This is a genomic window from Actinomycetota bacterium, assembly GCA_014360645.1.
GTDB lineage: Bacteria > Actinomycetota > Geothermincolia > Geothermincolales > RBG-13-55-18 > Solincola_B.
This window is the reverse complement of the sequence record JACIXD010000005.1, coordinates 240,945-253,574: the sequence shown is the minus strand read 5'-3', so window position 1 is coordinate 253,574 and position 12,630 is coordinate 240,945. Positions and strand designations below refer to the sequence as shown.

The following is a 12,630-nucleotide window of genomic DNA, read 5'->3' as shown; positions in this document are numbered from 1 at the left end:
TTCGCCCTCATCCCATCATGCATCTCAGGATGCGGGGCATCATGTAGGGCATGATCCTCTCCATGACCCGCGGCAGGATGTCCGGCATGAGCTCGCGCATGGATTCGGTCATGGTGGGCATCTTCGCCTCCATGAGGGGCATCATGCGCGGCAACATCCAGGGCATCATCACCGGGAGCATCCTCGGCATCAGCGGGGGCATGGCGCGGTCGGCCGCCGCGAACATCGCCCTCTTCAGCGGACCCGGCAGCTTCCGACCCAGGCGCATGGCCCTGACCAGTAGGGGAGAGATGGAATCCAGGAATTCCCACATGAAGTCGGCCATGCCCTGGGGGGTCATGAGCTGGATCATGACGTCGAAGACCGCCCAGGAGTCCTGCACCCGGGGGTCGGGGTCCTCCAGCTCCTCGCCCAGGGCCTCGGCGACCACCGCCGCGAAGTCCAGGACCTTCATGCCGTTACCCTCGGCGGCGTTCCACACCCTGAGCTGGAACTCGCAGCAGGGGCAGGTAGTGACGACGGCCTCGGCACCGCTGGCGCGCGCCTCCTCCAGGCGCGCGTGGGCGATGCGCCCCGAGGTGGGGCGGGTCTCCCCGATCAGGGTGAGCACGCTCCCGCAGCACAGGCCGTCCTCGCGGTTGTGCTCCATCTCCGTGAGCTCCAGGCCGGGGATGGCCTCGAGCACCTCGCGAGGCTCCTCGTAGATGCCGCCGTGGCGCCCGATGTGGCAGGGGTCGTGCCAGGTGACCTTCATGGGGATCTCCCGCTTGAAGTTGAGCTTGCCGTCCCTCACCAGCTCCGCCGCGACCTCGGTGATGTGCTTCACCTCCACGTCCCACTCCAGACCCAGCTTCTCCGCCCACTCCCGGTAGTGGTGGGCCAGGGTGACCCAGCACCCCGGGCATGAGGTGTAGATGGTCTTCACGCCCCGCTCCCTGATGTTGCGGATGTTCTTGCGCACCGCTTTCTCGAAGACGTCCCACTTGCCGCTCATGAGGAAGGGGACGCCGCAGCAAGTCTCGTCCTTGCCCAGGTAGGCGAAGTCTATACCCCCCTCCTTCAGGATGCGCGCCGCGCCGCGGGCGATGTCCTGCTCCACGTAGGAGGCGGTGCACCCCGCCCAGTAGAGGACGGGCCCGCTCGCGGCAGGCTTGATGTCCTCGGGCAGCCAGGCGTCGCGATCCTGCGCGAAGCCGGCCCAGATGTTGTTCTCCAGGTCGTAGGAGGCGCCCATCATCTCGAAGGGCGGAAAGGTGTTGAACTTGCCCTCGGCGATGAGCTCGCCCCGCATCTCCTCCCACACCGACTCGATGGGCAGGTCGGTCTGGCAGGCGAGATCGCACTTCTTGCAGGTGGTGCAGAGGAGGAAGGTGTCCGCCATCTCCTCGGTCAGCGGCACCTCGCCGCGCGCGTAGCCGCGCAGGTACTGCATCTTGCCCCGCGGGGAGGCGCTCTCCCATCCCCGCCCCGCGTAGAGGGTGCAGCCCTCCTTGCAGTAGCCGCACTGGGCGCAGGTGAAGGCGGCCTCCTCCACCTTCTCGGGCAGGCGGCGGCGCATGAGGCGCACGTGGGGGACCAGCCCGCGGGCGGGGGCGGCCAGGGGAAGGGTGAGCTCCGCCGCGGCCATCATGGCGCGCAGGGCGCGCAGGCGGGGGGAGTCGGCGCAGGTGTCCACGAGCTTGCCGGGGTTGAGGAGGCATGCGGGGTCGACCTCCCCCTTGGCTTCCCGCAGCCTGCGCCGCCTGGCCATCCCCATGCTCTTTCCCGCCTTGCCCACGAAATAGAGGCCGGTGCCGTAGGGGGCGCCGCCGTGCTTTTCCGCGAGGCGTAGGAACTCCAGGGAGGCGGTGTAATCGGTGGTGAAATCCGCCGCGCGCGAGTCGCAGGGGATGAAGCCCAGGAACACGGACATGCCGTCCCCTCCCACCACCACCTCCAGGGCCAGCTCCGGGAGGCGCCTGGCCACCTCGGCCAGGAGAGCGCCCGCCCTGGAGGTGGGGACCCTGGCCTCGGCGGGAACCAGGGACGGGCCGGCCTTCTTGATGCGCATGGGATAGAGCCTCTCCTCCCACTCGCGCTCCGCCGCGTGCTCCTCCACCCGCACGCCTCCCGCGGAGGCGGCCAGGCGCGCGAGCTCCTCGCCGTGGGGCGGGTTTTTGTCTTTTCCGTCCCCGTCCTCTTTGCCCTCTTTTCCCTTTTTCTCCTCTTTCTCCAGCACCGCCAACGCCAGGTACGAGTCCTCCGGGAGGTAGGGGGTATCGGACACGCTGTTCTTGAGGGAGGCGAGCCGGGGGGTGATCAACTGGAGGTGGTACACGGGGAGCTCTGTTCCCGCGAGGGAGGCGACGAAACGCTGCGCGGCCTCGGGGGAGGGGAAGGAAAAGAGATGGGGCTCGTCGGAAACCGCACGGCGCACCGCGACCCTCACCGCGGAGATGAACCCCAGGATGCCCTCGGAGCCCACGTAGAGGGAGAGCTCGTGGGGGTCGTTCACCGCGCGCGCGCCGGCATGGCTCACCACGCGCAGCTCACGCACGCTGTCCGCGATGCCCCCGTAACGGTAGGCGCCGATGCCGGAACCGCCCTCGGCCACCCATCCCCCCACCGTGGAGGATGGAGCGCTGGAGGGATAGGAGCGCAGCGCGAAACCGCGTCCGCGCAGCCGCCTTTCCAGGTCCCACCATACCACGCCGGGCTCCACCAGCACCGAGGGCTCCTCCTCGTCGATGGCCAGGACATGGTTCATACGCGTGAGGTCCACCACCACCCCGCCGTTCACGGGGATGGCGCCCCCGTAACCGCTGGTGGCGGCGGCGCGGGGGGTGAGGGGGATGCCGTGCCGCGAGGAGAACCCGCATAGCCACGCCAGCTCCTCTTCGCTCTCGGCCTGGACCACTGCCCTGGCAACGCCGCCCACCAGCCTGCCCACCAGGGTGGGAAATTCTCCCATGTCGCGGGAATAGATGTAGCGCTCCACGGGGTCGGCGCTGAAGCGCTCGCCGAAGCGGCGCTCGAGCTCGTCCAGGGCGTCGCGGGGAAGACCGCCCCTTGACGGCGCCGCTTCGGTCGACGCCTTACCGCCGCCGTTTCCCTTTCCCTTCAGGACGCCGGCGAGCGCGGCAAAGGCCGCCGGCCGCACGCGCGTACGCGAGCCTGTTCCCGCGGGAGCAAACCCGCTGTCGCCGGTGCCTCCCCCGTTTCCGGGAGCGGAGAGCCCTCCACCTGCCTCGCCGTAAGCGCCGATGGGCCCCTCCCGTCGGATACCTTCCGCCCCGCGGCCCGAGCTCGCCACGCTCACATCGACCGTACCGGCCGTCCTGGTATCACGCTCATCCGACGCGCCGCTCATCGCCCACCTCCGGAAACGGGATAACAACCTTCCTCGCTTTGTCGTGATGATATTTTATACCCCTATGGGTATAGGGGACCTAATCTATATCATATGCGTTTTACACGCGTTCCCGCGCGCGGGGGGTCAGACTCCATGGTCGGGGCGGGGGACTCGAACCCCCGGTCCGATTCCGCGCGCGGGGGGGCGGGAGGTAGTGTCAAGTCAGTGTCGGCTTCGCACATGAAATGTGCTCCCGCGCGCGGGGGGCGGGAGGGAAGACCAAAGGGGATGTGGGCATGCCGGCAAAGCAATGGCGGGCCAGGCTCAGTACTGCAGGCGAATAGCGTCGCGAGGCAAACGGGTCAATCCGGGGGGACGGGCCCGAGGCTGGAGCTGAAGCGGCGGAAGATGTCGATGGCGTCGCTCACCGCCTCCTCGAGGGATTCCGGCGGGTTGTCCTTCAGGCACTCCTTCATACGGTGAGTGATGATGTGGATGCCCACGCGGTCCATGGCCGAGCGCGCCGCCGCCACCTGGGTGAGCACCTCCTCGCAGTCCTTGCCCTCCTCCACCATGCGGATTATCCCACGCACCTGGCCCTCCACGCGGTGCAGCCTGCGCAGGATGGCCTCCCTGGTGTCGTCATTTTTCGGCATGATACCTCCTCGCCCGCTCCGCCATCATTATAATATCTTTTCGCCTTTTCCCGCCGTTTTTGTTCTCACCGTAAGGTCAGATCGATCCCGCAGGTGCGAGCAGTTTAACACGCGGGCGATCGGGGTATGGATATGGACGAAAGGCATACAGGGGATCGCGGCCGGTTGCTTTGTGGGTGGGGAAGCGCCCCGTACGCGGCGGGGCCTCAAGCGGGGAAGGCAGGGAGCGGAGAGAGCCCGGACCGGGGAGGCGGGGAAGCCGCGGCGCGCTCATAAGAGGCACATCTTTCGCAGCGCCCCGGAAGCGCGTCCTTGGACGAGAGGTGGTGAAATATGGAAAAGCAGGTCGGCAGGGTCACCCACTATTTCGGCAAGATCGGGGTTGCCGCCATCGAGCTGGAAGACGAGCTCAAGGTGGGGGACACCATCCACGTGCGGGGTCACACCTCGGACTGGAAACAGCGGGTGGATTCCATGCAGGTGGAGCACGACGCGGTGGAAAAGGCCGGTCCCGGGACGGTGGTCGGCATCAAGGTGGAGGGCCACGCCCGCGAGCACGACGTGGTCTACAAGATCATCGAAGAGTAACCCCACTGGCGCATAACCATCGATGAGAGGACGGCGCGCCTGACGCGGTGCCGTCGCAGCGGGCATGTATAATATCCCTGTGGTGTCCCCGAGGGCAGCGGGCACGTTGCCGCGGCGGGAAAGACAGCCCGCCTGTAAAATAATGACCGTACTGGGGGGTCGGATGCAGGAAGCAGTGGCCGGCGCGGAAGACAGGGTGGAGTTCGAGATCCGAGGCGGAGCCTGGGAAGGCGTACACGCCGTGGTCTTCTACGTCGCGTTGACCATGGCGGTGCTGGCAACGGCGGGCGTCTTGCGGGTCTATTTGGGCATCGCCTGCATCGTCCTCCTCTTCTACAGCATGCTCGCCATCTTCTCCAGCCCCCGTTTCATCGTCATCGACAAAGGCGGCATAAGTCTGCTGAAGTACCATTTCTTTCTCCCCCGCCGCGTAGCGCTTCCCCGCGACGCGTTGGAGGGCGTCGAGGTCGTGGAATCCCCTCGGCTTCCCGCCCCCGAGGGAGAAAGGGGATCGCGCCACGATCTTTCCTACTACGTACGCGTCTACTTGACATTTTCCGGGGGGAAGCGGCTGAAGGTGTTCCGTTCCGGCATGACCGGCGCGCCCGCCGACAACCGCCGCGCCGCTTTCCTCGTCGCGCAGGCCCTGGCGGAGGCCGCGGACCTCCCGGTCTCCTACACGCGCCGCGGCATCAAGAACGGGACGGAGGCCGGGGAGACCGGCGGACGGTGAGAGGGAATATGCTCCCGTTCACCTGGGGATCACGGACGTTGGCCGTGACGCTTTTGGCCGTCGCTCTTGCTCTCTCCGCGGCGGCGTGCGGGAAGGGGGGGCAGGACCTCGCGTCCTGGGAACGCGACCCCATAGTGCCGGGATATTCCCTGGCGGAGATAGAGATCGGCGCCAGCTTCTCTTCCGTCCAGGACGTGCACGGCGACCCCGACGATAAGCGCAAGGAAGGCGGCTACCTCTATGCCTATTACGGCCGCACCCGGGAAGGCGGGCATATAGATGATCCCGCCTCTTGGCGGCTGGTGGTGACCCTTTACGACAACGGCAACGGCTACCTCGACGCGGAGGACGAGGTGGGCGGGGTGGAGGTGTCCGCCCCTTACTACGGCAGGACCGCGGGCGGGATGGGGATCGGGAGTACGCCCCAGGACATCGAGGGGGAGTTCGGCAAAGCCGAGAGCGTGACCTCCTCGCGTGGCCCTGAGGGGAAGGTCCTGGAACTTTATTCTTACCTGCAGAGGGGGGTGGAGTTCCTCGCCTCGCCCGAGGAGGGGGTGATCACCGTGCTGGTGACCTCCTACGGGGGCCTGCGTCCGGCGGAGAGCGGGGGACAGGACGGCGGCAAGGCCGGCGGGGTCTTCGGGTCCTACGCCTCCGCCCCCATCGTGCCCGGGCAGACGGCGGCGGGGATCAACGTGGGCGACGATTTCAGGGCGGCCAAAGAGCTATATGGGTCTCCCGACAGCTCCGGCTTCACCACCGAGGGGTACGTCTTCGCCACCTACACGGGGGGTTACGGCACCTGGAAGCTCAACCTCTACCTCGAGGACCAGGACAAGAACGAGGCGCTGGGCGAATTCGACACCGTGGTCTCCATCAGCGTGCGCAGCCCCTACCAGGGAAAGACCCCCAAGGGGGTGGGCATAGGGTCCTCCTCGAACGACGTGATAAAGGAGTTCGGAAGCCCTGAGAGGCAGAGCACCGTCAGCCACCAGGGCGAGGAGATGACCATTATGGAATATAATTCCAAGGGAATCGTCTTCGCCGTGCGCGCGGGCAGCGGCGAGGTGGTGGAGATAGACGTCAACCGCCCCTTGAGCTGAGGCGACCGGGAGGGGTTGTCTCCACAGACTTCGACTTGTGTGGAAAGCGGTAGCGCGGGTTCGTATCTTTCATCTTCGATTGCGTCGAGAGGCCTGGGGTAAACACTCTGTCGTATGTATTCGAAGATTGGATAAGTGACCTCTATTACTCCTATTGCCGGAATATCATGATTGAAGATCGAAGATACGACCCCACCCGGTTATAATCCCTACAGGAGGTGGTTGGGGCCTGCCGTAAGGGGAGGGAGATGGAGATGGGAGTGTACAGGAAAGTCAAAAGGGCTGTGGTCCTCGGCATGGTCGCTTACGGGGCGGCGGCTTGGTCCCTGCATCCGAAGCCCGCGGAACTCCTGGATCCCTCCTGGCACCGCGAGGTGCCCATGCGCATCACCATGCGCAGCCTGGCGTGGCTGCTGCCCGAGCTCCACGCCCGCTTTGGGGAACGCGGGGTGCGTGCCCTGCAGTACGTCTTCTACCGTATCGGCGAGGACCGTGCGCCCATCCTGCGCGAGGCCCTGGATATCGATCCCTACGACGCGCGCAGCCTGGGGCGCGTACTCGACTACGAGGACGGGCTGGTGGGGGTGAGGGGGATCTGGACCGAGGAGACCCGGGGGCGCGCGGTGAAGGAGGAGCGCTACTGTCCCGCCGCGCGGGAGCTCGAGCGCTGCCCCGAGGTCTGCTCCGAGCTCATGGTGGCCATGGAGGCGGGGACTTTCTCCGCGCTCAACCCAGACCTCAAGATTCCGGAGATAACCGAGCTGCTTTCGCGAGGCGACCCCTGTTGCCGGGCGGTGATCGAGCTGCCCCTCGCACGCCGCGAGGCGAGCAAGCCTTCCCCGCAGGCCACGCCGGGAGAATTCCCCCCACGCCTCGAGGTGCCGGGGCTGCGGGAAAAGCTGGCCATGCAGGCCCTCAAGAGTGTCGCGGGAGCGATCTGGACGTTGGTGACCAGGGGCCCCGACCAGCTAGGTGGGGTCACATCTTCGATCTTCGATGGAGTCGGGATGCAAGGGAAAGGCGCTGGGTTCTGTCGTGACCGAAGATCGAAGATCTGACCCCATTAAAATCGCGGCGGGCGTTCTTCCCTGAGGAGAGGGAGGAGGTGTCGAGTTCGCCAACCAGCCCGCCTAGTTTCTTGCGCTGGCCGGCCTCCCTCTCCAGGATCCCCCGCATGCGGTAGCGGTAGCGCACGTGGGGAGTGATGCGCTCCCCCGCGCTCTCCACCAGGGATTCCGCCGCCACACGGCCGCTCTCCAGGGCCAGCCTGATGCCGAACCCCCAGGGATCCAGCAGCCCGGCCGCCTCCCCCGCCAGCAACGCGCATCCCGCGCCCAGGTTGTAGTGGCCCGCCGACCCCATACGGTTGGAGGCCGCCGTCCTGCGCACCATCTCCCCCTCCATACGCAGGCCCACCCGCTCGCGCAGGAAGACCATGAGTCGGTCCAGCTCCACTTTCCATTCCCTGCCAGGCATGATGTTCACCGCCAACACCACCAGGTCGCCGCGCCTGAAGAAGCGTGCCAGGCCGCTGCCCCTGCGCAGCAAGGCCAGCCCCATCCAGCGCGGGTCCCAGTCCAGATCCCCCTCGCCGCTCACCAGCATGCCGTACCCCAGGGCGGGGACGGCGTACAGGCGGTGAAACTCCGGACGCAGCAGGCGCAGGGAAAGGGAATCGGCGCCGTCCGCCGCCACCAGGTAGGTGGACGACAGTTCCTCGCGCCCCTCCTCCCCCACGGCCACCAGGTGCACGTTGAACCGCAGGGCGGTGAACTCCTCGACCTCCCTGCCATCCCTGAGCTCGGCGCCGCACTCCTCGGCCAGAAAGGCGTCGAAACGGCGGCGGTCCACCGCGAGCCCGGGAGAGGGGAAAGGCAGCTCGTATTCCCCTCCTCCCTCGCACAGCAGGCGGGCACCCAGCATCTCCGGATCCTGCGCTAGGCAGTCGGCGGGTATGGGGCCGAAGGATTCCTCCACCATCCGAACCGCGCCGGGGGGCAGGAACCCACCGCAGGCCTTGTCCCTGGGTATCCTCTCCTTCTCCAGCAGCAGCACCTTAAAGCCCGCCCGCGTCAAGGTGCGGGCCGCCATGCAGCCGGCTGGACCCGCCCCGATGACCATCGCGTCGTAGTGCAAGACCTTCCTCCCTTGCCCAGCATTCCCTGTGCCCGGTCCCCACGCCGCTCTACCTCCACCGGGACCGGGCCCCGTTCCTTTTCACCATACCAGGTGAGCTTTGGGGTCGCATCTTCGATCTTTGATGGAGGGAGGCCGGGGGAAGACATTCGGTCATGTCATGATCGAAGATCGAAGATCTGACCCCATTAGGGCCTCCGCCTCCAGGGCTTTGCGGTATATCTCGAGATAGCTGTCGGCCATGGCGCGCGGGCTGAAGCGCTCCTCCGCCGCGCGCCGGCAGGCCGCCGGGTCTATCTCGTCAATACGTTCCAGGTAGGGCTCTAGCTCCTCGGGGGTATCGGCGAGGAACCCGGTCACCCCGTGTTCCACCACCTCGGGCACCGCCCCCCAGCGCGTGGCCAGCACCGGCGTACCGCACGCCAGGGCTTCGGCCATCACCAGGCCGAAGGGCTCCTCCCACTGGATGGGGAAGATGAAGGCGCGGGCTCGCGATACCAGCCGCACCTTCTCCTCCTGGGACACCTCCCCCAGGTAGACGGCGCGCTCGCCGTCCAGGAGCGGCTTCACGCGCGTCTCGAAATATTCCCGGTCCGCCCCGGGGTCGATCTTTCCCGCCAGGAGGATGCGGTGGCCCGTCTTAAGGGCCAGGCGCACGGCGTTCTCCGTACCCTTGGCTTCGCATATGCGGCTCACGCAGACCAGGTAGTCATCCTTCTCCCCCTGGAGGCGGTACTCCTCGACGTCCACCCCGTTGGGCACCACTCCCAAGTAGTTCAGGCCCGGGCACCCGTCCATCTGCTTGCGGCTGATGGCCACGTACCAGCAGTCGTTCTTGAAGTTCTCGTAAAAGAGCCGCGTGTCGCGGGTGAAGGGCCCGTGGAGGGTATGGACCACGGGCAGCGGCAGCAGGCCGGCGAAGGCCGGGCCCAGGAAGCCGGAATGGTCGTGGACGATGTCGAAACCGCCGGCGCTGATCTCCCGGTAGGCCTGCCCCACGTGGAGGGCGTCGAAAAGGGTCTCGCCCATATGCTGCGTGGGAGCATGTTCGAGCACGATGCGCTGCCGGGCGCGGGTCCTGCAATCGCCCGCCGCGAAAAGGGTCACCTCCTCGCCCCGATCCACCAGTTCGTCGACCAGCAGCTTGAGCACTCTCTCTATCCCCCCGTATCCATCGGGGGGGATGGGTATCCATACCGGCGCCACCATGGCGATACGCAATCCGATCGACCTCCTTTTACGCGTTCTATATGCCCATCAGGTAAACTCACTTCCGCCAACATGGTTACCCCATCGTCATTCCGTTTCCGGATTCCGTTTCCCTATCCGTTTCCCGATTCCACGGGCATCATCGGAATCCATAGAAACGGCACCGCCGCGTTTGTAACCTGGAAGCTCTCGGAGAACCCGATTGAATCCCGTTCAAATACCATTCTTTCCACGGGACGCTTTCGTTAAACTCCGACGGCGAGGAGTCCTCCCAAGTTCCCAGACGGGGAAAGGGCGGGGTTTGCCGGTGCGAAAAACCGGGAATGATGGCGTTATCGTGCCGTGGAAAGAGAGGGCTCCGGGCCGGGCAGACCACCTTGACCGCGGCCGCGTTCTGTGTATCCCTGTAGATATCGCGTATTCTTCGGGGGCGGGAGTCCCGCTAGGAGTGTGACGACAGGTTATGGATGTTACTGCGGGAGCGGGGGCAGAGTTCGTTGTACCGGTCCTCCCGCCCGCGCAGGGGGGTTACGGCGGGTTATGAAGGAGATGGTCCCGGGAGGGTCGCGAGCGGCGACACCATGCGGGCCACTTGCTCGAGGCAGGTGATGGAGGAGATGGTCCCGGGTGAAGGTTCCCTGTGTCTCGAGAGCAGCGGCGGGTTACCCTTCATCGTCAGCGAGGTGCCCCGGCAGTCCCTGATCATCAAGGAGGGAGAGTACTTCCTCTACACCTATGAGAACGGGGACATGTCCCACGGCAACCGGGCCGGACTGGGCCTCTATTACCGCGACACCCGTTTCCTCTCCAGCCTGGAGACGCGGGTGGAGGGCATGCCCCCGCTGTTCCTCTCCTCCTCCGTGGAGCGCGGGTATATGGCCAACATCCACCTCTCCAACCCCGACATCATCTCCGACGGCGAGGCGGTGATCCCGCAGGACTCCGTGAGCATCCGGCGCAGCCGGCTCATCCGCAACGGGCTCATCGAACGGCTCTATATCCGCAACTATCATATAGCCCCCGTGCACCTCAGCTTCAGCCTCGCCTTCACCTCCGACTTCGCGGACATCTTCGAGGTGCGCGGCATGCGCCGGGAGAAACGCGGCCGCCTGCACCGCCCCCGGGTGGAGAACGGCGCCTTCGTGCTCTCCTACACCGGCACCGACCGCATGCGGCGCAGCACGCGCATCGTCTTCTCGCGCCGGCCCGACGGATGGCGGCTGGGACGGGCGGGGGTAGAGGTGACCTTCCATTTCCTCCTCAACCAGTACGAGTTGGAGCTCCTCGAGCTTCACGTGATCCCCCTGGAGGAAGGGGAGGAAAAGGAGCTGGTCGGTTTCAGCGAAGCCCGCGCCGATCTCCGCCGTTCCTACGAGGAATGGGTGGAGCCGGCCACCCGCATCGATACCGACAATAACGTCTTCGACCTCATCATCCAGCGCAGCGTGCGCGATCTCAGGGCCCTGCACACCCGCACCCGCTACGGGGATATCATCGTGGGGGGAGTGCCGTGGTACTCGGCGCCTTTCGGGCGAGACGCCCTCATCACCTGCTATGAGGCCCTCATGCTCAAGCCGGACCTGGCGCGCGACAGCCTCCACTTCCTCGCCGCCTTCCAGGGCAGAGAGGTGGACGACTGGCGGGACGAGGAGCCGGGTAAGATCCTGCACGAGATCAGGCAGGGCGAGATGGCGCGGAGAGGGGAGATCCCCCATACCCCCTACTACGGCTCCGTTGATTCCACGCCCCTTTTCCTCCTCCTGCTCACCGAGTACCTGAAATGGACCGACGACATGGACACCTTCAACGCCCTGGAGGATAACGTGGAAGCGGCGCTGCGGTGGATCGACGAGTACGGAGACCTGGACGGCGACGGCCTGGTGGAATACAGCCGCCGCAGCGAGAGGGGTCTCACCAACCAGTTCTGGAAAGATTCCGGGGACTCCATTCTCCTGCCCGGGGGTAGGCTCCCCTGCCCGCCCGTGGCCACGGTGGAGACCCAGGGATACGTCTATTACGCCAAGCGCCGACTGGGAGAACTCTACATCTTCCAGGGTGATCTGGAGAAGGGGAAGCGGCTGGTGGGGGAGGCGGAGGAGCTGCGCCGCCGCGTGGAGGAGCTCTTCTGGGACGAGGAGCTTGGGTTCTACGTCATCGCGCTGGACGGGGAGAAAAGGCCCGTGCGCGCGGTGTCCTCCAACGGGGGGCACTTGCTCTTCACCGGCCTGCCGGCGCCGGAGCGTGCGCACCGGGTCATCGCGCGCCTCACCGACAACGACATGTTCTCGGGCTGGGGCATCCGCACCCTGAGCACGCGCGAGTTCTACTACAATCCCATAAGTTACCATAACGGCAGCATCTGGCCGCACGACAACGCCATCATCCTCAAGGGCGTCAAGCGCTACGGCGAGCGCGACGCCCTCCTGGGGGTGGTGGAGGGGATCTATCGAGCCGCCGTGAGCATGAACGACCTGCGCCTGCCGGAGCTCTTTTGCGGCTTCAGGCGGGGGCGTTTCGCCGAACCCGTTCCCTACCCCGTGGCGTGCAGCCCCCAGGCATGGGCATCCGGCGCCATATTCCTCATCCTGCAGTCGCTGCTGGGGCTCTCCCCTGACGCCGCCAAGGGTGTGCTCTACGTCAACAACCCCTGCCTCCCTCCCTGGCTGGAGAAGGTCACCCTGCGCAACCTGCGCGTAGGTCAGGCTAGGCTGTCTTTACTCTTCCGCCGCGAGGAAGAGGTCACCGTCTTCAGCGTCATCGACAAGCAGGGCGACGTGCGCGTGGTCATGGAGGAATAGGCAGGAGGGATATGTGCCGACACTGGCCGGCCTTACCCACGATTGCATGGCCCCGTGCCTCATCACAACAAGTCGT

At 66.0% G+C, this 12,630-nt stretch carries 9 protein-coding genes; 5 read left to right on the top strand and 4 right to left on the bottom strand.

From position 1 onward, the window contains the following. Positions 1 to 7 precede the first annotated feature (7 nt). Positions 8 to 3,349, bottom strand: a complete 3,342-nt coding sequence (locus H5T74_06505) for an FAD-binding oxidoreductase (GenBank protein ID MBC7230025.1) — start codon at positions 3,347 to 3,349, stop codon at positions 8 to 10. 344 nt (positions 3,350 to 3,693) lie between these two features. Then, positions 3,694 to 3,987 (bottom strand): metal-sensitive transcriptional regulator, encoded by a 294-nt coding sequence (locus tag H5T74_06500; protein ID MBC7230024.1) that lies wholly within the window; start codon positions 3,985 to 3,987, stop codon positions 3,694 to 3,696. A gap of 333 nt (positions 3,988 to 4,320) precedes the next feature. On the opposite strand from H5T74_06500, the gene H5T74_06495 reads away from it, so the two are divergent. The 4 genes from H5T74_06495 to H5T74_06480 all read left to right on the top strand — a co-directional run bounded on the left by H5T74_06495 (position 4,321) and on the right by H5T74_06480 (position 7,469). Then, entirely contained in the window at positions 4,321 to 4,575 is a 255-nt protein-coding gene (locus tag H5T74_06495; GenBank protein MBC7230023.1) for a hypothetical protein, read from the top strand. Positions 4,576 to 4,738: 163 nt separating this feature from the next. After that, positions 4,739 to 5,308 carry a hypothetical protein gene (locus tag H5T74_06490; GenBank protein ID MBC7230022.1) on the top strand — a complete coding sequence of 190 codons (570 nt, stop codon included), beginning with the start codon at positions 4,739 to 4,741 and terminating at the stop codon, positions 5,306 to 5,308. Positions 5,309 to 5,346: 38 nt separating this feature from the next. Continuing rightward, on the top strand, positions 5,347 to 6,411 hold the full coding sequence (locus H5T74_06485; protein MBC7230021.1) for a hypothetical protein: 1,065 nt from the start codon (positions 5,347 to 5,349) through the stop codon (positions 6,409 to 6,411). A gap of 248 nt (positions 6,412 to 6,659) precedes the next feature. Continuing rightward, on the top strand, positions 6,660 to 7,469 hold the full coding sequence (locus H5T74_06480) for a hypothetical protein (GenBank protein MBC7230020.1): 810 nt from the start codon (positions 6,660 to 6,662) through the stop codon (positions 7,467 to 7,469). On the opposite strand, the gene H5T74_06475 is transcribed toward H5T74_06480, so the two are convergent. Further along, on the bottom strand, positions 7,390 to 8,547 hold the full coding sequence (locus tag H5T74_06475; protein ID MBC7230019.1) for an FAD-dependent monooxygenase: 1,158 nt from the start codon (positions 8,545 to 8,547) through the stop codon (positions 7,390 to 7,392). The two genes, H5T74_06480 and H5T74_06475, sit on opposite strands and share 80 nt — an antisense overlap. 153 nt (positions 8,548 to 8,700) lie before the next feature. Then, entirely contained in the window at positions 8,701 to 9,768 is a 1,068-nt protein-coding gene (locus tag H5T74_06470) for a glycosyltransferase family 4 protein (GenBank protein MBC7230018.1), read from the bottom strand. A 596-nt stretch (positions 9,769 to 10,364) separates the two neighbouring features. On the opposite strand from H5T74_06470, the gene H5T74_06465 reads away from it, so the two are divergent. Further along, positions 10,365 to 12,554, top strand: a complete 2,190-nt coding sequence (locus H5T74_06465; GenBank protein MBC7230017.1) for an amylo-alpha-1,6-glucosidase — start codon at positions 10,365 to 10,367, stop codon at positions 12,552 to 12,554. Positions 12,555 to 12,630: the final 76 nt, after the last annotated feature.